The sequence below is a fragment of the Frankia canadensis genome (assembly GCF_900197875.1).
GTDB lineage: Bacteria > Actinomycetota > Actinomycetes > Frankiales > Frankiaceae > Frankia > Frankia canadensis.
Genome location: NZ_FZMO01000168.1, coordinates 1 through 25,475, shown reverse-complemented (window position 1 = coordinate 25,475; position 25,475 = coordinate 1). Strand labels below are relative to the sequence as shown.

Genomic DNA, 25,475 nt, shown 5'->3' with positions numbered 1-25,475 from the left:
GTCTTCAGTCGTACTCGTCTGTTACCTGTAGGAGCAGGACCATGCCACCGGCCTGACGGGGCAGGCTGCCGTCAGCTCCGGGAACGGGGCAGCGGGCAGCCGGGTTCGCTCGAGCTGCCCGCTCCCCTGCGATCGGGGTGGTGCCTCAGTGGGTGCTCTCGGGGAGGTCGTCGACGCCCAGTTCGGCGAGCAGGAGGGTGCGCAGGCGGTCGAAGGCGGGGTCGGTGCGGCGCCGGGGAGAGGCGACGTCCACGGCGACGTCGAGGGAGAAGCGGCCGGCGGTGAGCACGAGCACCCGGTCGGCGAGCAGGATCGCCTCGTCCACGTCGTGGGTGACGAACAGGACGGCCGGGCGGTGGCGTCGGCACAGCCGCTGGAGCAGGGCGTGCATCCGGATGCGGGTCAGCGCGTCCAGGGCGCCGAACGGCTCGTCGAGCATGAGTAGCTCCGGCTCCCGCACGAGCGCGCGGGCGAGGGCGACCCGCTGGGCCTCGCCGCCGGACAGCGTCACCGGCCAGGACCGCTCCCGCCCGGACAGCCCCACCTCGGCGAGCGCCGCCCGACCGCGCTCGCCCGCGTCCCGGCCGGTCAGGCCAAGCGTGACGTTCGGCAGCAGCCGCCGCCAGGGCAGCAGCCGTGCCTCCTGGAAGACGACCGAGCGGGAGCGGGCGGCGAGCACCTGGCCGTCCACCTCGTGGTCGAAACCGCCGAGGACGCGCAGCAGCGTGCTCTTGCCCGACCCGCTGCGGCCGAGCAGGGCCACGAACTCGCCGGGCGCCACGGTCAGGTCCAACCCGTCGAGCACGACCTGATCGCCGAAGGCTCGGCGCAGCCCGCGCACCCGCACGGCGGCGTCCCCGAACCGGTCCGCGACCGCGGTGCCACCGCCGCTCGCGTCGGATGTCCCGGAGACAGAGGTCCCGGAGACAGAGGTCCGGGAGACAGAGGTCCCGGCCTCGGAGGCTCCCGCGACGGAGGCTGTGGTCAGGTTCCGTCGAAGCCGCGTCGCCATGACAGCAACGTCCTTTCCAACAGACGGACCAGGCCGTCACTGATCAGTCCCAGCAGGCCGTAGATCACCAGGCAGAGCACGATGATGTCGGTGCGGTTCCACGACTGGGCGTTCGTGAGCAGGTAGCCGATCCCGGAGTCGGTGTTGACCTGCTCGGCGAACACCAGCAGCAGCCAGGCGACGCCCATCGCCCACCGCAGCCCGACCAGGAAGCCCGGCGCGGCACCCGGCACCACCACCGAACGGATCAGCCCGAATCGGCCGAGCCCGAAGGTCTGGCCGGCCTCCACCAGCCGGGCGTCGACTCCGCGGATCGCCGCGAAGGTGTTCATGTAGATCGGGAAGGCGACCCCGACGGCGATGAGGAAGATCTTGGCATTCTCGCCGATGCCGATCCACAGGATGATCAACGGGACCAGCGCGATGACCGGGATCGTCCGCAGGAAGTTCATCGCCGAGTCGACCGTGTCCGAGGCGGCCCGAAAGAATCCGGCGACCACCGCGAGGACGAGCCCGGCGGCGACGCCGAACGCGAGCCCCAGCCCGACCCGGTACAGCGAGACGCCGAGGTCGCGGGTGAGGTCGCCACTGCGCCACAGCTCGCGGCCGGCGTCGAGCACCGTGGCGGGTGACGCCAGCGCCCGGTCGCTGACCAGGCCGAGGCCGGTCACCGCCCACCAGGCCAGGAACAGCAGCGCCGGCCCGAGGAACCGTCGCACCTCCACCGGCACGCGCCACCGCCGACCCGCGCGCCGGCGTCCCCCGGTCGGGTCCACCAGCACGATCGGAGCGCGCCCCGCGTCGCCCGACGTGGCCTCGTCGGCTCTGTCGGGTCGGTCGGCTCTGTCGGGTCGGTTGGCTCTGTCGGGTTGTTCAGGTCGGTCGTTCGTGATGGTGCTGTTCGCCGCGACGGTCCTGCCGTCGGCGAGGGTGACGTCGGTCATGCTGTCTGACCTCCCTGTGCGGGCGGAATTCCTGGTCAGGCCGCCGGGAAGGCCTTGGCGAAGGCCGCGGTCAGCTCGGTGGTGAAGCCGCTGTCGAGCTCGTTGTTGACGTCGAGGCCCTTCGGCAGCACGCCGACGCCGCCCAGCAGCCGGGCCTGCACCCGCTGGCTCTCCACGAAGCCGGGGGAGACGGGCCGGTAGCGGCTGTCGGGGATCGAGTCGAAGTACCGTCGCGCCGCGACCGGATCCTGCTTGAGCTGGTCGACGTAGTACTTCTGCACCCAGGTGGCGGCGTTCGCCTTCGGCCAGGCGGACGCCCGCGACAGCCGCAGCACGAAGTCACGTACCGCCGCCCGCTTCGCCGGGTCCTTCAGCGCCGCCTTCGACGCGAGCAGCACCGAGTAGACGGGCAGCTGGCGCGTCTGGATCTCATACGACCCGGGTGCCTGGCGGGCGACGCCGGCCGTGTACATCCGCGTGTAGACGATCGCGTCGACCTTCCCGCCGGCGAGCGTCGTGGTCAGGCTGGTCACCGGCACGTTGACCGGGGTGATGTCCTTCTGGTCCAGCCCGACGGCATCGAGCTGGTTGAGCAGGTAGCCGTGCAGCGAGGTCCCGACGGTGAACGCCACCCGCCTGCCCTTGAGATCGGCCGGTGTCCGGATGCCGGAGCCGGCGCGCGCGATGATCGTCTGGGTGTTGACGGGGCTCTCCTGCACGGCGACCGCCACGGCGCCGGCGCCGGCCGCGTTCGCGAACAGCACCGGCGTGTCACCCATGAAGCCGACGTCGAGGCGTCCCGCGCTGAACGCGGCGTTCATGTGCGGGCCGTCGGCGAACGTGCTGTACGACAGCCCGTAGGGCGTGCCCCGGTCGGCGCCGGACAACGACAGCGGGAGCTGCACGACCTTGCTCTGGTCGCCGATGCGCAGCGTGACCCGGCCGGGGGCGGACGACGCCGCGCCGCCACCCCCGCCACTCCCGCTGCCGTCGCCACTCCCGCCGCCGTCGCCGCAGGCGGCCAGCAGCACCGCGACCAGCGCGGCGACGCCAGCGAGCAGGAGGGATGGACGCCGCGTGCGCGGTCGTCGTTGGCGCATCGGAAATACTCCCTGTCGGTCTGTCGGTCGTCGCACGGGAGACGAGCGGCGCGTGGGAAGCGAACGGGTGGGGCGGCCGGCCGCGGGGAGGTGGCCCCGCGGCCGGCGATGGTTCGGAACCTCAGGAACCGAGGAAGGGCTCGCCCGCGACGAGCTCGGACTGGCGGCCGTCCACGCCGACAGGCACCTCACCCTCGAGGGTCACCCGGTACAGCACCCGGTCGAAGTCGAGGTGGCCGAGGTCGGACGGGCCGAGGTGAGCGGTCGCCCGGTTGTCCCAGAACGCGACGTCCCCGGGGTTCCACTTGAAGCGGACGGTGAACTCGGCGCGGGAGATCTGGTCGTAGAAGAGGTCGAGGATCTGCCGGCTCTGCTTCGGCGAGAAGCCGACGATCTGGCCTTCCTTCGCGGTGAAACTGGGGCTGACGAACAGGGCCCGCTCGCCGGTCTCCGGGTGCACCCGCACCACGGGATGAACCGCCACCAGCGGGTTCGCGGCAACCTTGCGGCCGTAGTCGCTGTCGACGGGGAAGTTGCCGAAGCTGTGCCGGGCCCGCAGGCCGTCGGCGAGGTCGCGCAGCGGCTCGGGCAGGGCCTCGTAGGCGGCGACCAGGTTCGTCCAGGCGGTGTCACCGCCGTAGGGCGGGATGATGTCGCCGCGCAGGATGGAGCCGGCCGGCGGGTTCACCAGGGCGGTGACGTCGGTGTGCCAGCCGTTGTCGTAGGTGGCCTTCCGCTTGCCGAAGTACTTCTCGTAACGACGGCTGTCGATCGGCAGGATCTCCGGGAAGCCCGCCGGCGGGGCGTCCTCATGCGGATGCGCGGGGGTGAGCCGGCCGAAACGGCGGCCGAACGCCACCTGCTGGGCGTGGTCGATGTGCTGGTCGCGGAAGAACACGACCTTCCACTGGTGCAGCGCCGCGCGGATCTCGGCCACGGCCGCGTCGTCGAGGTCCGCGCGCAGGTCGATGCCGTGGATCTCGGCGCCGGTGTGGCCGGAGAGGGGGCGAACATCTATGCCGAGAGCGGGTGTGGTGCTGGTCATCCTGCGTTCCTCCCGGGATGGGGAAAGGGCGGAGTGGGTTCCGAGCGGGGGGTGCTGGCAGGCTTCCGGTGCGTCCGGGCGCGGCGAATCGACCGACACCTGGAAAGGTCGGAAAGAAGCGCGGGAAGAGCCCGGGAAGAAACGATCGGAAGCCGTGGAGGTATCGCTGGGAGGGCGCGCGTAAGCCGCACCCTCGCGCGCCGCGGAGCAGAACATCGAACCGCGGTCGAGGAATGCGATGTGAACGCGTCGTCAGCGCGATGTGAAAGAGCGGGAGAGATCCCGCGTCAACATCGCCGGCAGCGCCGTCCGGTGGGCGGATGAATATCCGCGCCGCTGCCTTCGGTGTCGTTCACGGGTTAATCGTCGACCATCCGGTCCCAGGTCGTCAATGTTTGGCGTCCGGTTGGAACTAATTGCTCGCGCGGGTGAGCGGCGCGGTCCGCCGCGGGGGTGCGGCGGCGGTCTGCGTCCACGCTCTGTGGGCTGCGGTGGACCGCGTGCAGGACCGTCGCGGCCGCCGCGACGGCGAGCACGTCGGGTCCGAAGCTGCTCGGCAGGACCGCGCGCGCCGGCGCCGCGTGCACCCGGGAGTGCGCCGCGATCTCGGCGTGCAGGTCGTCGCGCAGCTCGGGGAGCAGCATCACCGCGGCCTCGGTGAGGACCACCAGCTCCGGGTCCATCACGTCGACGAGCTGTGCGACCAGCCGTCCCACCGCGCGCACCCGCTCGCGGAACAGCGCCACGGCCCGCCGGTCGCCGGCCGCCGCGACGGCGGCGAGCGTCTGGATGTCCGGCACCGTGATGATCCCCTCGTCGAGGGCGCGGCGTAGCAGGGTCCGCTCGGACAGGGCCGCCTGCGCGCAGCCGGCGCGTCCGCACTCGCAGGCCTGCGTGCTGTCGGCGAGGCGAAGATGGGCGATGCCGCCGGCGGCGGCGTGCGGTCCCACGTGCACGATGCCGTCGGTGGCGAACGCGGCGTCGACGACGTTGCCGACGAACAGCTGCAGCAGGCTGCGGCGGGCCCGCGGGTCCCCGAAGAGGATCTCCGCCTGGGCCAGCGCCCGTGCATGGCCGTCGACGTGCACCCGCAGTCCGGTGGCCGGGGCCAGCAGTTCACGCACCGGGACGTCGTGCCAGTCCAGCGGCTCATGCTCGATCACCCGGCCACGCCGCGGGTCGACCCGACCGCCGGTCACGACACCCAGCCCGAGCACCTGGTTTCCCCGGGCGTGACGGGCGAGGAAGCCGGGCAACCGTCGACCGATCATGTCAAGTACCGCCCGCGCGTCGCCCGACCTGGGCAGCCGTTCCTGGGCGACGACGTGGCCGCGCAGGTCCACCAGGCCGAACGTCACATACGGCACGGCGATGTGCACGCCGCAGGCGACGTGGTGGCGGGTGTCCACGTCGAGCGGGGTGTGCGGCCGCCCGGCCCGCGGGGCCAGCGAGCTCGCCGGCAGCTCTCGCAGCAGTCCCAGCGAGATCAGGCCGGCCGTCTGCCGGGACACCGCTGCCGGACTGAGTCCGGTGGCCCGCCCGATCGCGGTCCGGGCGACCGGCCCGTGGTCGAGCACCGCCCGCAGGATCGCCGCCGCGGGCGAGGTGCCGTCCCGTCCGGACGACCCAGGGGTGCTGGGAGCACCGGGGGGCCGGGAGGGAACGGACGGGCCGCGGGCTATGGACGTGCTGTGAGGGACGGACACGGAGACCTCCTCGCGTCACGTGCGGCGCGCCGTGGGACCGCCGGGGCGGCGTGGGTGCGCGGCACGCCCGGGACCCGCGGGGGGCCGCGTCCCGGTGGCTGAGCTGGGCGGGCGTCGCGGCGCGGGTGACACTGCCCGCGCCCGGGCCGGGCGGTGGTGATGACGGCTCGCGCACGTACCTCGGGACAGCGGGTGGGCGCCGGCGGCTCAGCCGCGGGTGGTGCCACCTGCCATGTCCGACCGGAGGGCAGGCCGGCATGGCCGGTCGGAGCGGCTCGGCAGGGCGGCTCCCGAGGTCGCGAGGATCAGCGGGAACTCGGACAGAGCGCGCTCGCGACGCGGTGGAGGTCAATGTGCGCGCGGCAGACCAGGAGAAGGCGCCGGCTCATGAAGCTGACGGTAGATACCACCTTGGGGGATGTCAACCAAGACGACCGGGATGGTGATGCACCTCGCGGGAGAACCGCAGGTCGCGGCGAGTGGTCAGCCGGTGTTGCGCAGGCCGGCCGCGATGCCGTTGATGGTCAGCAGCAGGGCACGGCGCAGCTTCGGGTCGACGTCGGTCCCGGCCGCGCGGGCGCGGGCGAGCAACGAGATCTGCAGCGCGTGCAGCGGAGCCAGATAGGCGTCACGGACCTCGAGGGTGTGGCGCAGCGTGGTCGCGTTCTCCAGCAGTTCCCCCTGTCCGGTCACGGCGAGCACCTCGGTGACGGTGCGGGCGTGCTCGGCCCGGATCGCCGCGAAGATCGCCGCGCCGTCCGAGCCGACCAGGGTCGTCACGTAGCGCTCGGCGATGGCGAGGTCCGACTTGGCCAGCGTCATCTGCACGTTGCCGAGGAACGTCCGGAAGAAGTGCCACGAGCGGTACATCTCGGCGAGCGTGTCGCCGGCCCCCGCGGCCCGGGCGGCGGCCAGGCCCGTCCCGACGCCGAACCAGCCGGGCAGGATGATCCGGGACTGTGTCCAGCCGAACACCCACGGGATCGCCCGCAGGTCGGCGAGGCCGCCGGAGCCGCCGGGCCGCCGCGACGGCCGCGAGCCGATGTTGAGGTTGCCGAGCTCCTCCACCGGCGTGGCGGCCAGGAAGAACGGCACCAGCGCCGGATCGCCGACGAACGCCTGATAGGCGGCGCGGGCCGAGTCGGCGACCGCCTGCATCGTCTCGTCCCAGCCGGCGAGCACCGCCGAGGACTGCCGGGACGACCGGTGCAGGATCGACGCCTCGATCACCGCGGACAGCGCGATCTCCAGGTTGTGGCGGGCGAGGCTCGGCAGCGTGTACTTGTCCGAGATCACCTCACCCTGCTCGGTCACCTTGATCGAGCCGTCCAGGGTGCCGAACGGCTGCGCCATGATCGCCTCGCCGGTCGGGCCGCCGCCGCGGCCCACCGAGCCGCCGCGGCCGTGGAACAGCCGCAGCACCACGCCATGGCGGCGGGCGGCGTCACGCAGCTCCCGCTGCGCCTTGTGGATCTCCCACTGGGACGCGGTGATCCCCGCGTCCTTGGACGAGTCCGAGTAGCCGAGCATGACCTCCTGCACGTCGCCGCGCGCCCGCACCAGCGAGCGGTAGGACGGGTCGGCCAGCATCCCGTCGAGCAGGCCGCCGGCGGCCCGCAGCTCGGCGACCGTCTCGAACAGCGGGACGAAGCCGATGCGCGCCCAGGCGGGACGCCCGCCGACGCCGACCCCGACCAGCCCCGCCTCCCGGGCGAGCACCACCACGGCGAGGATGTCGTCGACATCCCTGGTCATCGACACGATGTAGCTCTCGATGACGTCCGCGCCGAAGCGGTCGAGCGCCGCGCGGATCGTGCGCATCAGCTCGAGCGTGCCCCGCGGCTCGTCGGGCAGCGGCGGCGGCGCGCTGCCCAGCAGGGGGCGCCGCCGCGCCAGCTCCCCGGACAGCAGGACGCGCCGGTCGGCCCGGGTCAGCTCGGCGTAGGGGGCGTCGAGCTCGCCGACCTGGTCGTAGATCGCGGCCAGGGTGGCATGGTGCTTGTCGGCGTGCTCGCGGATGTCCAGCGTCGCCAGCGCCAGCCCCATCGCCCGGGCGGTGCGGATGACCCGCAGCAGCTCGCCGTTGGCCACGAGGATGCCGTCGCGGGCGGCGAGCGACGCGCGCATCACCGCCAGATCGTCGAGCAGGCCGGCGAGGCCCGCGTAGTCGCGGCCCGGGACATGGGCGGTGCCGGCGGCCAGCCGCTCCCGGGTCCCGGCCAGGCGCGCCAGGATGTAGCTGCACTTGAGCCGGTACGGCTCCTCCGCGTTCAACCGGACGAACCGGTCGTACACCTCCGGCAGCACCTCGCGGTCGGCGGCGAGCGAGTCGACCAGATCGTCACTTACTCCCACCACCCTGGTGGACGCGGTCAGCTCCGTGATCAGCCGTTCGACGGACGCCGTCAGCAGCCGGATGCCGAACTCGTGCTGAAGGGTGAGCACCTCCAGGGTGACCGCCGGCGTCACATTCGGGTTGCCGTCGCGGTCACCGCCCGCCCACGAGCCGAACCGCAGCGGCCGCGCGTCGGCGGGCAGCGTGATCCCGACCCGGCCGAACGCCAGATCGAGCTCCTCCAGCAGGTCGGGCAGCACCTCGGAGGCGATCAGCTCCAGGTAGTAGGCCGCCGAGCGGGCCTCGTCGGCGGGCTTGGGCCGCTCCACCCGCAGCTCGTCGGTCTGCCAGAGCACGTCGACCATCTCGGCGAGCCGCCGGGCGATGCGCTCCCGCTCGGCCGGCCCGGGTCGCGCGCCGGCGACCGTGCCGGACACGTCGGCGTCGCCGGGGCCGCCCAGGCCGCTGGGGCCGTCGGGGCTGTCGGCGTCGAGCAGGTCGGCGATGCGCCGCAACGTGTCGAGCACCGAGCGGCGGCTGGCCTCCGTCGGATGGGCGGTGAACACCGGGCGCAGCTGGAGGCGCCCGGCGATGTCGGCGGCCAGGGACCGGTCGAGGGTGCCGGCGTCGAGCGCCTCGCCCATCCGGTCGAACGTCTCGGCCAGCGCGCCGCGGGCCCGGTCGGACAGCTCCCGCGAGCGATGCAGCTGCTCAGTGATGTTGGCGAGCTGGAAGTAGGCGGTGAACGCGCGGGCGAGCACGATCGCCGTCGGGTCGTCCACCCCCGCCAGCAGGCGGGCGAGCTGCGCGCCGTTGTCCGGCCGGCGGGCCAGCGCCCGCACCTGCTCGACGAGTGCGAGCGTCTCGGCGCCCTCGTGCCGGGTGAGCGCCTGGCCGAGCAGGTCACCGAGACGGCGTACGCCGGCGCGCACCGCCGCGTGCCGCACGTCGGAGGAAACCCCGCCGGCGAAGGCACCCGGGTCCGGCCCGAGGCTGGCCTGGGTCACCGTCGCGCTGTGTTCGGTCGTCACGCCGCCTCCGGGGGAAGCCGTTGCACCGGTCACCGGACGCGGCGACCACGTTGTCGCCGGTGTCGCCGGGCGCTGGTAGCCGCGGCGTCGCGGCCTAGTCTGCCCACTTCCCGAGTGGTTGCCTACGGCGCGGGAATGTGGGAAGGCCGACGCCGCCGGTCAGCCGACGCCGCCGGTCAGCCGACGCCGCCGGTCAGCCGACACCGCCGGTCAGCCGACGAGGACGATCAGCGGGGGCGCGGCGAGGACGACGACGGCCGCCAGGTACGCGCACGACGGCTGCCACCAGTGCACCACTGGAGGGTCAAGAAGCCGGGAGATCCGGGAGACGACCGGATTGGCCGTGCCGGGCCGTGGCCCGGACGCGACCGCCGCCGTCTCCTTGACCGAGGCCACGCCCGGGGCCGGCCCGGCAGCCATGAATCCGGCCGGTGGCCGAACCGCCGGCAGGGCCGCGATCAGCATCGGGGACGTCGACGCCGACGTCGACGGGCGCGTCGGCACGGTGACCGTGCCCGTGCCGGGGGCCTGGGCGGAGGCCGTGGCCTCGCCAGGGCCGTTGATGCCGAGCGCGCCGGCTGGCACGGGGGCCCTCGCGACGCCGAGACGGGCCAGCGCGCGGGCCAGCGCGCGGCGGCTGGAGCGGCGGGCGGCCGCGTCGTCGGCGAGCATCTCCACCAGTAACGACACCGCCGCCGTCGCCTCCCGGGCCGGGCGTAGGAAGGGGAAGGTGCGCTCCCAGGCGACGAACGGTTGGATGACCAGGTCGTGCCGGCCGGCGACGTGTGCCGCCTCATGGGCGAGCACCGCGTCCAGCTCGGCGGCGTCGAGGGTGTTCAGCAGCCCGCGGGACACGACGACCCGGGCGTGGCGCACCCCCGGCACGCAGTACGCCACGGCGATCGGATGGTCGAGGATGCGCAACCCGATGTTGGCGCGGTCACGGTGCTCGCACAGACAGCAGCCACCGGGGATCGTCCCGCCAACGCCGCGGCCGGACGCTCCGCCCCGCTGGTCGCCGCTCTGCTGGTCGCCGCCGTGATGGTCGTGGGCCTCGGGGGTGTCGTGGCCGCGGTGGCGGCGGCCGGCGAGGTCCACGAGGTGCCGGTGCCGATGCCGTTCGCGCAGGGTGGCGGTGGTGGACGCGGCGAGCACGCCGAACAGCCGGCCGGCCAGGGCGGTCGCCACCGCGAGACCGACGAGGTTGATCCAGCTCAGACCGTCGAGCGGTACGCCCGCCGCGATGTTGCCGACATGGTCGACGATCGCGGACGGGGTGCTGGTGGACAGGGGCGAGACGGTGAAGGCGATGGCCGCGAGGAGGGCGGAGACGCCGCCGGCCAGGCCGATCGCCTGCCAGAGCACGATGGCCGCCCGGGGGCAGCGGTGCGGCCAGCGCGCGGCGGCCAGCAGGCGTGGTGCCGGCCACGCCAGCACGCCCGCGAACAGCGCGAGAAGGGCCGCGGTCGTCATCTCGTGGCCAACGCTACCTCTGGCCGGGCGGAATCTGAACCGATCGGGCGGAGCCCGTCGTCACTGCACCGGGCCGTCGGGCAGTGCCACATCGCCCGACCGCGCCGAGCCGTCGGGACGAACGGGACCGTCCCCGAGGGGCGGTGCCGGCTCGTCCGGGTCGACGGATCCGGCCGCCGCCGGCTCCAGCGCCCGCCGCAGGATCTCCGCCTCCTCGGCGGAGACCGAGCCGACGAACCGGACCAGCGCCGATCCACGGTCATCCGCGGTGCCCAGCGCCTCCATCATCGCCTCGGCGACGACGGCCTCCCGGCTGTCGGCCGCCGCGTAGCGATGCGCACGCGCGGCCCGCTGCCGGCGGACGAATCCCTTGCGTTCCAGTCGCTCAAGCACGGTCAGCACGGTGGTGTACGCGAGATCGCGCTCGTGGTCGAGGCGGGCAGCCACTTCGCGGGCCGTCAACCACCCGTCGATGGACCACGCGTCACTGGACCACAACACGTCCATGACCGACCGTTCGAGGTCACCCAGGCGCGCCATGAGTCAATCCTACGTCGCGTAGAAGTTCTGTGCTGCCGATCCGGCGATGCGGACGGGGAAGTGTGGGTCACAGTCAGCCAACCACGGTGTTCGCCGGGTCTCGGACGGTGGCGGCCGGCGCGCGGGCCCGGCGCGGCGACGCTCGGGGTCGGCGAGGTCACGCCCTGACGTGGCTCGAAGGTGTGGGCGCGAGGGCGAGGCGCTGGCCCGCCCCGGTGATCCGGGCCGCGCCGGGGCGCCGCGCCGGGTGCCGCCGCGGACGCCCGACCGGCACTGCCCGGCACGCACTCGCGGGCGCCGGGCGGGACCTTTCACCCGGCCCGTCCCGGTGCCGCCCGGACCTTGCGCCCGGATGGCGTCCGGACCGTGCGCCCGGGCCTTGCGTCCGGACATTGTGGGCCGGGTGTCGGCGGCCCTTTTCGGCATACCGGCGACGGGATACCCGGGCCCCCGGGGAATTCTTGACCCGTTGGTAATACTGCAATCCGGGACGAGCGGCCCGCGGCCGGGTGACATTCTTCTCGGCCGCGTCGGCCCGCGGTCTTTCCGGTGCGGCCGCGATGCCCGTTGGTGCCGTTCGGGGGCCGGTGATTTCCGAGGTCCGCGGCGGTTGGCCAGAATCACATCCGGCGGTCGAGCAAAAACGCCGCCGCAGCGCGTATGCACTGTGAGGGGACGCGGGATGCACCGTCCCACCGGCCGTCGTCGCGCATGTCGTCGACCTCACGATCTCGCGGCGGACGACCGGATCCCCTGTTACGTACCTTGGGACCTTCTACGTGGGGTAGAAGGTCGGCTGAATCCCGGCCGATTATCTTCCCGCGGTCCATCGAAGGAGCCGTGCGCATGGTTCTCGCCGCCGACGCCGTCGACCTCGCTCGTGCCCAGACGGCGTTCTCCCTCGCGTTCCATATCTGCTTCGCCGTGTTCGGCGTCGGACTGCCATGGATGCTGATCTACACCGAGTGGCGGTGGCTCAGGACCGGTGACCCGATCTGGCTCGCGCTGACGAAGAAGTGGTCGCGCGCCTTCGCCGTGCTCTTCGCGGTGGGGGCCGTCTCGGGAACGGCGCTGTCGTTCGAGTTCGGGCTGCTCTGGCCCGCGTTCATGTCCAAGTACGGCGGTGCCCTCGGGTTGTCGTTCACGCTGGAGGGTTTCGCCTTCTTCACCGAGGCGATCTTCGTCGGGATGTACCTGTACGGCTGGAAGCGGCTGTCCGCCCGGGCTCACTGGCTGACGCTCTGGCCGATCGCGATCTCCGGCACGCTGTCGACGCTGTTCATCATCACGGTCAACGCCTGGATGAACGTGCCCCGCGGCATCGTCGAGCGCGCCGGACAGGTCGTCGAGGAGAAGCCGCTCGCCCCGTTCACCAGCCCTTCGTTCCCACCGCAGGTCGTACACATGCTGCTCGCCGCGCTGATGTGCGCCGGCGGCATGGTCGCGGCCATCTACGCCGTCGGCATGCTGCGCGGGCGCCGCGACACCTACCACCAGCGTGGTCTCGGCGTCGGCCTCGCCGTCGTGCTCGCCTGCGCGCCGCTGCAGCTCGTCGCCGGTGACCTGGCCGGCCGCAGCGCCGGCGACCACCAGCCCTACAAGCTCGCCGCGATGGAGGGGCTCTACCACACCGGTTCGAACGCGCCCTTCACGCTCGGCGGAATCTACGACGACAAGACCGGGGAGGTCCGGTACGGCCTGGAGATCCCCGGCATGCTCTCGCTGCTGGAGGGTTTCAGCACGAAGCATGTGATCACCGGCCTGGACGCGGCGCCTCCGGACGAGCGGCCCGACGGCACGCTCGTGCACGGCGCGTTCACCGTGATGATCGTCGCCGGTTCCGCGCTGATCGGGCTGTCGCTGCTCACCGGCGTCGCCGTCGTGCGCCGGCGCCGGCGCGGCGAGACACCGCTGCTGCCGACCGGTCGCGGCTGGCTGCTCGCCGCGGCCTGCAGCGGCCCCGCGGCGATGCTCGCGATGCTCACCGGCTGGGAGGTCACCGAGGGTGGCCGGCAGCCGTGGATCGTCGGCGGCCACATGCGGGTCGTCGACGCCGTCACCGGTGGCGACGCCGCCGCGCCGATGTTCGCCGGCACCCTCGTGCTGTACCTGAGCCTCGCCGGTGCGCTGATCCTCATCCTGCGCCGAATGGCGACCGGTGGCCCCAGCGGCGAGCAGTTCGTGACGGGCCGGCCGACCGGTCCGTCGGCTCCCGACGCGCCCCGCCCCCGCGACGGCGGCCCCGGTACCCGCGACTCCGGCCCGCGCCAGAGCGACGGCGACGGCACCGGCGCGGACGGCAGCGGCGGCACGGACGGTGACGACGACGCGGGTGACGACGAGTCCGGAACCAGACGGTCCGCGCCCGCCGCCGCGTACGACGACCCGGCCGCCGTCTACGACCCCGCCGCCGAGCCGGCCGCCTGGTACACGTCCCACCTGGAACCGGTCGGCGACCAGGACCAGCCGGGCGTTCCGGTGGCCGTGCTGCGTCCCGGCCGTCGCCCGGCCAGCACCTCCGGTACCCCGACGTCCACCGACCCCCGGGACCCGGCCACCACCCGCACGCGTGCCGGCGCTCCCGCTCCCGCCGGCACCCCCTCGCGTTCCGCGGAACGCGCCGCGCGCGCCGGCCACCCCGCCGGCGCCAACGCGCGTTCCGCGCAACGCCGCTCCCCGGCCGATCGGGGCGCGAGCGGCACCGACGTTCCGGCGATCCCACGGCCACGCTCCGAGCCGCATCAGATCGGCTGGTCGGGGCTGTTCGGCCGCCGCCCCACGGGCCGCCACTCCGGCCACCGGCAGCCCGGCCCCGGTACCGGGTCTGGCTCCAGCTCGGGTCAGCCGAACTCCGCTCAGCCGAACTCCGGTCAGCCCGGCGGCGGGCAGGTCGGTGATCGGAACACTCGTGGGCGCCACTCCGGGGGACGCCATGCCGTCAGTCGGCATGCCATCACCGGGCGGCGGCCCGACGCGGCCGCGCCCGGCACTCGTCGCACTGATCGGGGGGACACCCGATGACCGCCGCGGATCTGCTGCTCGTCGTCATGGTGATCGGACTGACCGCCTACGCGCTGCTCGGCGGCGCCGACTTCGGCGGGGGAGTGTGGGACCTGCTCGCCCGCGGGCCGCACGCGCGTGACCAGCGCCGGCTGATCTCGGCGTCGATCGGCCCGGTGTGGGAGGCCAACCACGTCTGGCTCGTGTTCATCGTCGTCGCCCTGTTCAGCGGATTCCCGCCCGCGTACGGGCTGGTCGGGTCGTCACTGGAGATCCCGCTGGCGGCGGCCCTGGTCGGCATCGTGCTGCGCGGCGCCGCGTACGTCTACCGCGCCTACGGCGCCGGCGCCGCCGGGCCGGATCACTGGTGGGGGCATGTGTTCGCGGTGTCGTCGGTGATCACGCCGTTCGCCCTCGGGGTGACCGGCGCGGCGCTGGCCAGCGGCCAGGTGTCTCCCGATGATCCCCTCGAACCGCTGCGCAGCACGTTCGGCATCGGCTGCGGGCTGTTCGCGGTCGCCGCGACGGCGTTCCTCGCCGCCGTCTACCTGTGCCGGGACGCCGCCGCGTCGCCGGCGACCGAACACCTGGTGGAGGACTTCCGCCGCCGGGCGGCCGGTGGCGCCGTGGCGTGCGGCCTGCTCGCCCTGGTCCTGCTGCCGCTGTTCTGGGACCAGGCGCCCGAGGTCGCGCACCGGTTCGGGGAGCGGTCGGTGCCGCTGGTCGCGCTGTCCGCCGTCGGCGGGGTCGGCACGCTGATCGCTCTGGCCCGCGGTCAGTTCGTCGTCGCCCGGCTCGCCGCGGGGCTGGCGGTCGGCGGGGTGCTCTGGGGCTGGGCCATCGCCCAGTATCCGGACCTCGTGGTCGGACAGGTCACGGTCGACGCCGCCGCCGCGCCGACGACGAACATCCACGCGATGCTCTACGCGGTCGCCGGCGGCCTGGTCATCGTGCTGCCACCGATGATCGTCCTGTACCGCCTGTTCACCCGGCCCGAGCCGGTCGACTGAGCCCAGCGGACTGAACTGGTCGGGGTGAGGGGGCACCCCGACCGTCCGCGACCGTGGGCTACCGTCGAGTGGTGACGGACGCCGTGACCGCCTCGACCGCGGCGGACGGCCCGGCCGCCGACGGTCCGGCCGCAGGCCGTGCCACCGCCGGCCGTGCTGCCGGCGGCGCCCTCACCGGCGGTCGGCCCGTGGTCGCCGCGGGTGGTGCGGAGCCGTTGACGCGGCGTCAGCTCGGCGCGGAGATCGCGCTGGTGCTGGGGTTGTCGTTCGCCGCGTCGGCCCTCTACGCGGTCATCCGCTATATCGGCGTGCTCACCCGTCCCGGGCCGGTGCGCGCCCAGGTCGCCCGGCTCAACAGCTCAGCGGCGCCCGGGCGGCCCTGGCTCGACCTCGCCCTGCAGCTCGCCGACCTGCTCACCGGGGTGATGCCCGTCCTGCTGGTCGTGTACCTGCTGGCCCGGCACGGCGGCGGGCGCCGGGCGATCGGCCTGGACGGTCGGTCGCCCGGCGCCGACGCCGCCCGCGGCGGACTGCTCGCCGCGGGGGTCGGCGGGATCGGCCTCGGCTTCTACCTGCTGGCCTGGCACAGCGGCGCGAACCTCACCGTCGCGCCGTCCGGCCTGCCGGACGTGTGGTGGCGGGTGCCCGTGCTGGTGCTCAGCGCCTGGCAGAACGGGCTGGCCGAGGAGGTCATCGTCACCGGCTACCTGCTGGTGCGGCTGAACGAACTCGGCGTGCGGCCCGGCCGGGCGCTGCTGGCCAGTTCCCTGCTGCGCGGCTCCTACCACCTGTACCAGGGGCTGGGCGGGTTCGCCGGCAATGTGGCGATGGGGCTGCTGTTCGCGCGGCTGTTCCAGCGAGGCGGCCGGACGCTGCCGCTGGTGATCGCGCACAGCCTGATCGACACGGTGGCCTTCGTCGGGTATGTGGTTCTCGTCGGGAACGTCTCCTGGATTCCAGCTCCGCGCTAACGTAAACGGCCGGAGTACTCGCGTCGTCCATCCGGTGTCCAGTCCTCGTCTCCCTGGTGTTCTGGGTGGCGGGTTGGGTGCGCGGACGGTGTGGCGCGGGTGGTGAGGAGGCGGGGCGGATGGCCACCGGAGTCCGTGAGATCGAACGCAAGTACGCCGTCGAGCCGACGTTCGTGCTGCCGCGGCTGGGCGAGATCGCCGGCGTCGTGACGGCGCGCACCCGGCGCACGGTCAGCCTGGAGGCCATCTACTACGACACCGACGACCTGCGTCTCGCCCGCAACCGGATCACCCTGCGCCGGCGTACCGGCGGGGCCGACGCCGGCTGGCACCTGAAGCTGCCGGTCCGGGTCGGCGAGCGCGACGAGCTGCGGCTGCCGCTCGACGCCGACGCCGACGCCGACGCGATCGAGATCGCCGAGGGGCACCGGCACACGCCGCCGACCGAGTTCGTCGACCTGGTCGCCGTACACCTGCGCGGCGCCGAGCTGCTCCCGGTTGCTCGGCTGCGCACGCTGCGCACCGCCCGCCGGTTGCGCGACGCCACCGGCACCGACCTCGCCGAGGTCGTCGACGACCAGGTCTCCGCCCAGACGCTGGGCGCCTCGACGACGGTCAGCAGCTGGCGGGAGATCGAGGTCGAGCTGGTCGACGGCCGCCCCGACGTGCTCGACGAGGTCGGCGAGCTGCTGCTCGCGGCCGGCGCGGTCGCCGCGGCCGACTCGTCCAAGCTCGGCCGGCTGCTCGGGCCGCTGATCGCCGCCGGCCCCGGCCCGGACGTGCCCGCCCCGCCGCGCCGCCCGCGCCGGCGCAAGCCGGCCGGCGATGTCGTGCGCGCCTACCTCATCGACCAGGTCCGGGTGCTGCTCGCGGCCGATCCCCGGGTCCGGCTCGACGAGCCGGAGGCCGTGCACCGGATGCGGGTCGCCTGCCGGCGGGCCCGCAGCGCGCTGCGGATCTTCGCGCCGCTGTTCCCGGCGAAGGCGGTCGCCCATCTGGACGGCGAGCTGCGGGACCTCGCCGGGGCGCTGTCCGCCGCCCGGGACGCCGAGGTGCAGATCGCCTACTTCGACGGGCGCGTGGCGCGGCTTCCCGCCGAGCTCGTCGCCGGCCCGGTACACGAGACGGTCACCGCGCATCTCGGCACGGGCCTCGCGGCCGGGCGCGAGCAGGCGCTCGTGATGCTGCGCAGCGAGCGGTACTTCGCCCTCGTCGACAGCCTGCTCGACCTCGTGCGCTCGCCCTGGCGGGGACTGGCCGCCCGACCGGCCGGCACCGTGCTGCCCGGGCTGGTGGCGGCGGCGGACCGGCGACTGGCCCGCAAGGTCGCGGCGGCGGCGGCACTGCCCGTCGGCCCGGAACGCGACGAGCTGCTGCACGTGGCCCGCAAGCAGGCCAAGCGGCTGCGGTACGCGGCCGAGATCGTCACCCCGCTGTACGGCGAGGCGGCCACCGCCCTGGCGGGGCAGGCCGAGCGGGCCCAGGAGCTGCTGGGTATCCATCAGGACGCGGCGGTCGCCCGGGCGCTGCTACGGGACTGGGGCGTTGCCGCCCAGGCGCAGGGCGATCCGGCGGCGTTCACCCTCGGGGTGCTGCTCGGGCTGGAGGAATGCCGCGGCCGGCTCGCCGAGCGGGACTTCTTCGACGTCTGGCCGGAGATCTCCGGGCGCCGGTACCGCCGCTGGCTCGGCTGACGCGGGGTCACGTACCCGGCAGACTGGTGGACGACGGGTAACTGTCCATGTTCACCTGGTGACATCCGGTGCGTTGTGGGCTCGGCCGTGGTCGGAGAGAAAGTCTTCAACAGATCACCCGTCCGGGTGCCACGTCCGGGCCACCGCCGGGCCGGCGTGCGGCGCGGCCCGGTCGGGCCTGGAAATCCCCTGCCAGCTCGATGGATTGCGGGACGGTGCCGCCCGAGGTGCCCGGGATGGGAGCGGCGGCGTTGTTCTGTTACCGGGGCATGAAGTGGACTTCCTTGCTCGGAGGACTCCCGCGAACGCCTCCGTCCGTGTAGCGTCGTCCTTGGCCGGAGTTCGCCGGTTCGCGGCTCAACCGAGACGCGGCGGAACAGCGCCAGGATCTCTTGTGGCTTCCTGGCGTTCGGTCCGGGGCCCGCGCGGTGCGGGTCCTGACTGCACCAGCAGGGAGAACGGCACGTGGCTCAGGGCACGGTGAAGTGGTTCAACTCGGAGAAGGGCTTCGGCTTCATCTCCGTGGACGGCGGCGGTTCCGACGTCTTCGTCCACTACAGCGCGATTGACATGGACGGATACAAGGCACTTGAGGAGGGCCAGCGGGTCGAGTTCCAGGTGACCCAGGGTCAGAAGGGTCCGCAGGCCGACGCCGTCCGCGTCGTCTGAGCCACGAGAGACTTCACGGTCAGCCCGCCCAACGGGTGTCCCGCTGGGCGGGCTGACCGCGTCTGTGCACCTTCCGTCACGGAGCCGGTTCGCACCCCCTCGCGGCCCGATCGTGACGGAACCCTCCGGCTTCCGGTTGCGCCGGACAGTTCCGGAGATGGTGATCTCGCGGCATCCGATCGGGAATTGTGATCCCGGGCTCGGTGGGGCCGGCTCGTCTTCCGGTGCTCCGCCGGCTATTCGTCGATCAGCGCGATATCGCTGGCGGCGGCCGGGATGCTAGCTGTTCGTGCAATCACCGGTAAGGGTCTTTTGGTTCTTCCGGTGCTTGTTCTCGGCCCTTCGGTCGTGCCCCTTCGTCACGTCGAAGCTTAACGCTTCATAAGAAGCGGCCGAAAAGCGAATGAGAGCCGTGACGCGGGCTGGTGAAAGGCCTACCAGCCCGCGCCACGGACAACACCGGGTTCATCACTCAAGGCGCTGCTCCGCGCCGACGAGCAGCTCGGCGATCTGCAGCGTGTTCAGCGCCGCGCCCTTGCGAAGGTTGTCACCGCACAGGAACAGGGCGACCTCGCGGGGGTCGTCCGGCGACTGGCGGATGCGCCCCACCCAGGTGGGATCGGTGCCGACCACGTCCGCGGGCGTCGGGAACTCGCCGGCGGCCGGGTCGTCGACGACGGCGACCCCGGGTGCGCCAAGCAGCACCTCCCTGGCCTGCGCGGCCGTCACCGGCTGGGCGAACCAGGCGTGCACCGCCACCGCATGCGTGGTGATGACCGGCACGCGCACGCAGGTCGCCGAGACCCGCAGCCCGGGCAGGCCGAGGATCTTGCGGGACTCGTTGCGGACCTTGAGCTCCTCGGACGACCAGCCGCCGTCCTTCAGCGACCCGGCCCACGGCACCACGTTGAGCGCCAGCGGCGCCGGGAACGGCCCGAGCCCGTCCTCCCCGATGGCCTTGCGTACGTCGCCGGCCGTCTGTCCGAGCTCGTGGGTGCCGCCGACGGTGGCGAGCTGGTCGTAGAGGGTGTCGATGCCGGCCTGCCCGGCGCCGCTCGCCGCCTGGTACGACGAGGCGACCATCGACTCCAGGCCGAACGCCCGGTGCAGCGCGCCCAGCGCGACGATCATCGACAGGGTCGTGCAGTTGGGGTTCGCGATGATCCCCCGCGGCCGCCGCGCGAGCTGGTCGGCGTTGACCTCCGGCACGACGAGCGGCACGTCGTCGTCCATCCGGAAGGCGCCGGAGTTGTCCACCGCCACCGCGCCGCGCGCCGCCGCGATCGGCGCCCACTGCGCGGACACCTCGTCGGGCACGTCGAACACGGCGACGTCCACCCCGTCGAAGACCTCCGGCGCGAGCACCTGGACGACGACGTCCTCGCCGCGCACCCGTACCGTCCGCCCCGCCGAGCGGGCCGACGCGACCGGCCTGATCTCGCCCCAGACGTCCGCCCGCTCGGCGAGCAGCGACAGCATCACCGTGCCGACCGCGCCCGTCGCGCCCACCACCGCGAGCGTCGGCCGCCGCCCCGCCTCGCTGCCCGTCGTCATCTCCGGTCCCTCCTGTGCCTGTTCGATCATCGCGCGTCGGTGGTCATCGGCCGGTGCCGGCGTAGACGACGCCGCCGCCGTCCGGATCGCCGAGCTCGAACGCGCCGTGCACGGCGCGCACGGCGCTCGGCAGATCGGTGTCGCGCACGACCACCGAGATGCGGATCTCCGACGTGGAGATGATCTCCACGTTGATGCCGGCGTCCGCCAGCGAGCCGAAGAACCGGGCCGACACGCCCGGGTGCGACTTCATCCCGGCGCCGATCAGCGACAGCTTGCCGATGTGGTCGTCGTAGAGGGTCCGCTCGAAGCCGATCTCGGCCTGCACCTTGGCCAGCGCGGTGAGCGCGGTGCGCCCGTCGGCCTTCGGCGCGGTGAACGAGATGTCGGTGCGGCCCGAGCCCGCCACCGAGCCGACCTGGACGATCATGTCGAGGTTGACGTCCGCGTCCGCGACCGCCCGGAACACCGCGGCCGCCACCCCCGGCTTGTCCGGGCAGCCGACGACCGTCACCTTCGCCTCGCTCAGGTCGTGCGCGACACCGCGGATGATGGCCTGTTCCACGAGCTGTGCCTCCGGAATCTCGGTGACCCACGTGCCCGGCTTCGAGGAGAACGACGAGCGGACATGTACGGGGACGGTGTAACGGCGGGCGTACTCGACGCACCGCAGCATCAGGACCTTGGCGCCGCAGGCGGCCATCTCCAGCATCTCCTCGTAGGAGATCCGGTCGATGTGCCGCGCGTCCGGGACGATGCGCGGGTCGGCGCTGAACACGCCGTCGACGTCGGTGTAGATCTCGCAGGCGTCCGCGTTCAGCGCCGCGGCCAGCGCCACCGCCGTCGTGTCCGAGCCGCCGCGGCCCAGCGTCGTGATGTCCTTGGTGTCCTGACTGACGCCCTGGAAGCCCGCGACGATCGCGATCGCCCCCTCGTCGAGCGCCGCCCGGATCCGCCCCGGCGTCACGTCGATGATCCGCGCCTTGCCGTGCGCCGAGTCCGTGATCACCCCGGCCTGGGAGCCGGTGAACGAGCGGGCCTCGGCGCCCAGCGTCGTGATCGCCATCGCCAGCAGCGCCATCGAGATCCGCTCGCCGGCGGTGAGCAGCATGTCCAGCTCGCGGGCCGGCGGCAGCGGGGAGACCTGCTCGGCGAGGTCGAGCAGCTCATCGGTCGTGTCGCCCATGGCGCTGACCACGACGACGACGTCGTTGCCGTCGCGGCGGGACTCCACGACACGCTCGGCGACTCGTTTGATGCGGTCCGCGTCGGCAACGGAGGATCCACCGAACTTCGCGACCAGGAGCGCCATGGGGCTCAGATTACCGAGCACCGACGCCTGCCCGCCCGCCTCGGCGGGATGTCGTGCCGCTGACGGCACGCTGGGCGGATCCGGACCGTTGTGCCAGGGTGACGACACGGCCGCGCGGCCGTACGAACCGGTCCCCGACGCCGAGGACCGCCCCAGGAAGGACGATCCGCAATGGCAGTCAGCCTTGCCAAGGGTGGCAACGTCAGCCTCACCAAGCAGGCCGCTGAGGCCGGCACCGCCCAGCTCACCGCGCTCAACGTCGGTCTGGGCTGGGACGCCCGCACCACCACCGGGACGGACTTCGACCTCGACGCCTCGGCGATCGGGGTCAAGACCGACGGCAAGGCCCTCAGCGACGGCTACTTCATCTTCTACAACAACCTCGCCGCCCCCGACGGCTCGATCACGCTGACCGGTGACAACACGACCGGCCAGGGCGAGGGCGACGACGAGTCGATCATCATCGACCTGCCGAAGGTCCCCGCCGACATCGAGCGCATCGTCGTACCGGTGTCCATCTACGACGCGGCGGGCCGCAGCCAGAACTTCGGCCAGGTGCGTAACGCCTACATCCGCGTCGTCGACCAGGGCGGCAACGAGCTGGTCCGCTACGACCTGTCCGAGGACTACTCCACCGAGACCGTGGTCATCTTCGGCGAGGTCTACCGCAACGGCGCCGAGTGGAAGTTCCGCGCCGTCGGCCAGGGCCACAACGACCTCGGTGGCCTGGCCCGCGACCACGGCGTCAGCGTCTGAGCGGCGTGAGCGGCTGAGCGGCTGAGCGGCGGGGCGGGGACGCGGGAGATGCGGGCCTGGCAGGTCGACACGCCGGGGCCGATGGCCAGCCGGCCGCTGCGCCGTGCCGACCTCCCGGTCCCCGAACCGGGCCCGGGACAGGTCAGGCTTCGGGTCGATGCCTGCGGGGTGTGCCGGACCGACCTGCATCTCGCCGAGGGCGACCTCGCCCCGCGCCGCGCGCGCGCCGTGCCGGGCCACGAGGTCGTCGGCCGCGTCGACGCGCTCGGTCCCGGGGTAGGCGGTCCCGACGCGCTCGGTCCCGGGGCGGGTGGGCCAGGGTCTGCCGTGCGCCGCGGGGATCGGCTGGGCGTGGCCTGGCTCGCGTCGACCGACGGCACCTGCGCCTACTGTGCGCGCGGGGCGGAGAACCTGTGCCCGGCGTCGACCTACACCGGCTGGGACGTGGACGGCGGCTACGCGGAGTACGTCTGCGTCCGCGCCGACTATGCCTACCGGCTGCCGGACGGCTACTCCGACGCCGAGCTCGCGCCGCTGTTGTGCGCGGGCATCGTCGGCTACCGGGCGCTGCGCCGGGCGAAGCTACCGCCCGGCGGGCGCCTGGGCATCTACGGTTTCGGCGCCTCCGCCCACCTGGCCGCCCAGGTGGCGATCGGGCAGGGTGCCCGGGTGCACGTGATGACCCGCTCGCCCGCCGCCCGTGAGCTGGCCCTGGGCCTCGGCGCCGCCTCAGCGGCCGGTGCCTGTGACCCGCCGCCCGAGTCGCTGGACGCCGCCGTCCTGTTCGCCCCGGTGGGGGAGCTGGTGCCGGTGGCGCTGGCGGCGCTCGACCGTGGCGGGACGCTGTCCGTCGCCGGCATCCACCTGACGGACATCCCGCGGCTGCGCTACGCCGAGCACCTGTTCCAGGAGCGCGACCTGCGCAGCACGACCGCGAACACCCGGGCGGACGGCGAGGAGTTCCTGGCGATCGCCGCGCGTCGGCGGCTGTCGGTCACCACCACGCCCTACCCGCTCGACGCCGCCGATCAGGCGCTCACCGACCTGGCCGCCGACCGGGTGAGCGGTGCCGCGGTCCTGATCCCGTAGGGGCGCCCTGGTGCCCTAGGCGCGCTCTGCCGGGCTAGGGGCGGGTGGCGAGGCGGCGCAGCAGGAGGGTGCCGGCCGCGGTCAGGACGGCGGCGGTGGCCACCTCGCGGGGCAGGCGGTGGCGGGCCTCGTTCTGGATCCGCTCGTGGAAGCGGTCGAACCGGCTCGGCCACGGGCTCGAACCGACGAAGTACCGGCCGACCTTGTCGGTGTCGGGCAGGCAGGCCCCGGTCATGCCGGCGAGCACGGCGAGGCGGCGGCCGGCGGGCGCGGACGCGGTCAGCAGCGCCATGGCGGCGAGCCCGGCCACGCCGTCGCGGCGGGCGATCGGCAGCCACTCGGCCTCGGTGTTCGGCCCGGTGCCCCAGTGCGGCATCGCGTCCATGACGAGGTGGGAGACGAAGCCGGCGGCGAGCGCCGCCGCCGGATCCCGGATTGCCATGCCGACGAACGCGCCGGCGCCGACATGCGAGCTGATGATCATTCTATGGGTCTCCTCGGACAGCGGTGCGGCAGGGGCGCGACCTCTACCTTGCCCTTCCGGCGGGGCGGGACGGCGTCTGGGTCCCGGAGAGGCCACCGCGGTGGCTCCTGTGCTTTTGCATGTGCAAATGCTTCTCCCGATGGATGTTCGAAGGAGCACGCGTCTGCGCAGTCGGACGCGCGGCCATTCGCCAACGCTGACGCGCGCGCACCTGCGCGAGCGAGTGCGCATGATGGACAGATGGCCGCACGGCGTAGCATCTGGGTGCACAGCGCAGCGAGGTGTTGCTCACCGCTGCCTGACAGGTCGGACGACGGTGGCGGCCGATGCGAAGAGTGACGGACTTTGCTGAGGGTGATCGGGGCAGGGTGATCGAAGCGGGTGGATCCGTCCGGGGGCGGGCATGGCAGGCCGGCGCTTCGGCGCGGTCCCCGCGCGTGACGAGCTGGACGGACGGTGTGCGCGGCGACACGCGGGCGTGCCGACTGCTCCCCGTCCGGGATGCCGGACCCACCGCGCCGGCGGGGATGGTGGTCTCGGTGGCGTGGCGGCTGGACGGCGCCGGGCGGATCATCGTCGGGGCGCTGCCCCGTGGCCATCCCGAGGGCGGCCCGCGAGGCAAGCGGGTCCTGCACGGCGAGGGAGTGTGGAACGCCGAGCTCCTCCCGTCCGATCGGGAGATCACCGCGGAGCTCGACCTCGTGGAGCCGGGGCCCGCGGCCCAGCCGATCCGGCTCGTCGTCCACGGCCCGGAACGCGACATCGTCGGCTATGTCGACCAGCCGCGGCTACCCCCTGCGGGCCGGGCCCGACTGACGACGGGCCTGCGCCGCGACGCCCGGCAGATCCGGATCCGCGCGGACGGGCGGGTCTGGTGGATCCGGGCCACGAACGTGTTCGGCGTCCGGGTGGTGCGGGAGCAGGGCATAGCCGTCTACCGCACCCGCGGCCTGCACGCCGTGTTCAGCGATGAGGCGGACCACCTCGACGTCAGCGTCGTCCTGCTGACACTCGCCTCCGTGCCCAGCTCGGCATACGCGCCGATTCTGGGCTTCTGAGCTCAGGCGCCGACGACCCGGCGCCCTTCGAAGGCGCGTCCAAGCGTCACCTCGTCGGCCCATTCCAGGTCGCCGCCCATCGGCAGCCCACTGGCCAGCCGGGTGACCCGCAGCCCCATCGGACCGATCTGGCGGGCCAGGTAGGAGGCGGTGACCTCGCCCTCGGTGTTCGGGTCGGTGGCCAGGATCAGCTCGGTGACCGTGCCATCGGCCAGCCGGGCGACCAGCTCGCGGATGTGCAGGTCGTCGGGACCCACCCCGGCGATCGGATTGATCGCCCCGCCGAGCACGTGGTAGCGGCCGCGGAACTCCCGGGTGCGCTCGATCGCGACGACGTCCTTGGACTCCTCCACCACGCAGATGAGCGAGTCATCCCGGCGGGGATCGGCGCAGATCCGGCACAGCTCGGCCTGGGCGACGTTGAAGCAGCTCCGGCAGAACCGGACCTTCTCCTTGACCTCCGTCAGCGCCGCCGCCAGCCGGCGAACGTCCACCGGGTCGGCGGCCAGCAGGTGGAACGCGATGCGCTGGGCGCTCTTCGGCCCGATGCCGGGCAGTCGCCCGAGCTCGTCGATCAGATCCTGGACGACGCCCTCGTACATCGACCCGTCCGCCCGTCAGCCCGGCTGCTCGCCGCCGGCCACGGGCCGGGGCCCGCCACCGCCCAGCAGCCCGCCGAGATCACCCAGCCC

19 protein-coding genes and 1 pseudogene are annotated in these 25,475 nt (G+C 73.3%); 8 read left to right on the top strand and 12 right to left on the bottom strand.

Annotation, left to right across the window (positions count from 1 at the left end):
* Nucleotides 1–145: 145 nt before the first annotated feature.
* The 8 genes and pseudogenes from C1A33_RS15020 to C1A33_RS14985 form a co-directional block, all read right to left on the bottom strand.
* Entirely contained in the window at nucleotides 146–1,012 is an 867-nt protein-coding gene (locus tag C1A33_RS15020) for an ABC transporter ATP-binding protein (protein WP_101832118.1), read from the bottom strand.
* Complete coding sequence (locus C1A33_RS15015) at nucleotides 985–1,956, bottom strand: ABC transporter permease (RefSeq protein ID WP_165818397.1); 972 nt, start codon at nucleotides 1,954–1,956, stop codon at nucleotides 985–987. Before C1A33_RS15015 ends, C1A33_RS15020 begins: the two co-directional genes overlap by 28 nt.
* A gap of 35 nt (nucleotides 1,957–1,991) precedes the next feature.
* Nucleotides 1,992–3,056, bottom strand: a complete 1,065-nt coding sequence (locus C1A33_RS15010; protein WP_101832117.1) for an ABC transporter substrate-binding protein — start codon at nucleotides 3,054–3,056, stop codon at nucleotides 1,992–1,994.
* Between the two features lie 121 nt (nucleotides 3,057–3,177).
* Nucleotides 3,178–4,101, bottom strand: a complete 924-nt coding sequence (locus C1A33_RS15005) for a TauD/TfdA dioxygenase family protein (RefSeq protein ID WP_101832116.1) — start codon at nucleotides 4,099–4,101, stop codon at nucleotides 3,178–3,180.
* 359 nt (nucleotides 4,102–4,460) lie between these two features.
* A complete protein-coding gene (locus C1A33_RS15000) occupies nucleotides 4,461–5,807 on the bottom strand; it encodes an ROK family transcriptional regulator (protein ID WP_243407571.1) in 1,347 nt (448 codons plus the stop codon).
* 483 nt (nucleotides 5,808–6,290) lie between these two features.
* Entirely contained in the window at nucleotides 6,291–9,173 is a 2,883-nt protein-coding gene (gene ppc, locus C1A33_RS14995; RefSeq protein WP_101832115.1) for a phosphoenolpyruvate carboxylase, read from the bottom strand.
* A 210-nt stretch (nucleotides 9,174–9,383) separates the two neighbouring features.
* Entirely contained in the window at nucleotides 9,384–10,646 is a 1,263-nt protein-coding gene (locus tag C1A33_RS14990) for a M56 family metallopeptidase (protein ID WP_101832114.1), read from the bottom strand.
* A 13-nt stretch (nucleotides 10,647–10,659) separates the two neighbouring features.
* Nucleotides 10,660–11,186 (bottom strand): annotated as a pseudogene (locus C1A33_RS14985) (BlaI/MecI/CopY family transcriptional regulator).
* A gap of 846 nt (nucleotides 11,187–12,032) precedes the next feature.
* Between C1A33_RS14985 and C1A33_RS14980 the strand changes: the two are divergent.
* The 5 genes from C1A33_RS14980 (at nucleotide 12,033) to C1A33_RS14960 (ending at nucleotide 18,530) form a co-directional block, all read left to right on the top strand.
* Nucleotides 12,033–14,207, top strand: coding sequence for a cytochrome ubiquinol oxidase subunit I (locus C1A33_RS14980; protein ID WP_101832113.1), 2,175 nt, complete (start codon nucleotides 12,033–12,035; stop codon nucleotides 14,205–14,207).
* Nucleotides 14,204–15,196 carry a cytochrome d ubiquinol oxidase subunit II gene (locus C1A33_RS14975; protein ID WP_101832112.1) on the top strand — a complete coding sequence of 331 codons (993 nt, stop codon included), beginning with the start codon at nucleotides 14,204–14,206 and terminating at the stop codon, nucleotides 15,194–15,196. The genes C1A33_RS14980 and C1A33_RS14975 overlap by 4 nt, the downstream gene beginning before the upstream one ends.
* A gap of 188 nt (nucleotides 15,197–15,384) precedes the next feature.
* Entirely contained in the window at nucleotides 15,385–16,167 is a 783-nt protein-coding gene (locus C1A33_RS14970) for a CPBP family intramembrane glutamic endopeptidase (protein WP_243407575.1), read from the top strand.
* Between the two features lie 119 nt (nucleotides 16,168–16,286).
* Nucleotides 16,287–17,861, top strand: coding sequence for a CYTH and CHAD domain-containing protein (locus C1A33_RS14965; protein ID WP_101832111.1), 1,575 nt, complete (start codon nucleotides 16,287–16,289; stop codon nucleotides 17,859–17,861).
* 465 nt (nucleotides 17,862–18,326) lie between these two features.
* Nucleotides 18,327–18,530 (top strand): cold-shock protein, encoded by a 204-nt coding sequence (locus C1A33_RS14960; protein ID WP_018500469.1) that lies wholly within the window; start codon nucleotides 18,327–18,329, stop codon nucleotides 18,528–18,530.
* A 468-nt stretch (nucleotides 18,531–18,998) separates the two neighbouring features.
* Here C1A33_RS14960 and C1A33_RS14955 read toward each other — a convergent pair whose 3' ends face one another.
* On the bottom strand, nucleotides 18,999–20,084 hold the full coding sequence (locus C1A33_RS14955; RefSeq protein WP_101832141.1) for an aspartate-semialdehyde dehydrogenase: 1,086 nt from the start codon (nucleotides 20,082–20,084) through the stop codon (nucleotides 18,999–19,001).
* A gap of 43 nt (nucleotides 20,085–20,127) precedes the next feature.
* Complete coding sequence (locus C1A33_RS14950) at nucleotides 20,128–21,396, bottom strand: aspartate kinase (RefSeq protein ID WP_101832110.1); 1,269 nt, start codon at nucleotides 21,394–21,396, stop codon at nucleotides 20,128–20,130.
* Between the two features lie 171 nt (nucleotides 21,397–21,567).
* On the opposite strand from C1A33_RS14950, the gene C1A33_RS14945 reads away from it, so the two are divergent.
* Both C1A33_RS14945 and C1A33_RS14940 read left to right on the top strand, forming a co-directional pair.
* Nucleotides 21,568–22,152 carry a TerD family protein gene (locus tag C1A33_RS14945; protein ID WP_101832109.1) on the top strand — a complete coding sequence of 195 codons (585 nt, stop codon included), beginning with the start codon at nucleotides 21,568–21,570 and terminating at the stop codon, nucleotides 22,150–22,152.
* 48 nt (nucleotides 22,153–22,200) lie between these two features.
* On the top strand, nucleotides 22,201–23,241 hold the full coding sequence (locus C1A33_RS14940; protein WP_101832108.1) for a zinc-dependent alcohol dehydrogenase family protein: 1,041 nt from the start codon (nucleotides 22,201–22,203) through the stop codon (nucleotides 23,239–23,241).
* A 34-nt stretch (nucleotides 23,242–23,275) separates the two neighbouring features.
* Here the strand turns inward: C1A33_RS14940 and C1A33_RS14935 are convergent, their stop codons facing one another.
* Nucleotides 23,276–23,725, bottom strand: coding sequence for a hypothetical protein (locus tag C1A33_RS14935; RefSeq protein WP_101832107.1), 450 nt, complete (start codon nucleotides 23,723–23,725; stop codon nucleotides 23,276–23,278).
* Between the two features lie 437 nt (nucleotides 23,726–24,162).
* Here C1A33_RS14935 and C1A33_RS14930 point away from each other — a divergent pair, with 437 nt between their 5' ends.
* Entirely contained in the window at nucleotides 24,163–24,783 is a 621-nt protein-coding gene (locus tag C1A33_RS14930; RefSeq protein ID WP_423748078.1) for a hypothetical protein, read from the top strand.
* A 2-nt stretch (nucleotides 24,784–24,785) separates the two neighbouring features.
* Here the strand turns inward: C1A33_RS14930 and recR are convergent, their stop codons facing one another.
* On the bottom strand, nucleotides 24,786–25,385 hold the full coding sequence (recR, locus tag C1A33_RS14925) for a recombination mediator RecR (protein WP_101832106.1): 600 nt from the start codon (nucleotides 25,383–25,385) through the stop codon (nucleotides 24,786–24,788).
* Nucleotides 25,386–25,475 lie beyond the last annotated feature (90 nt).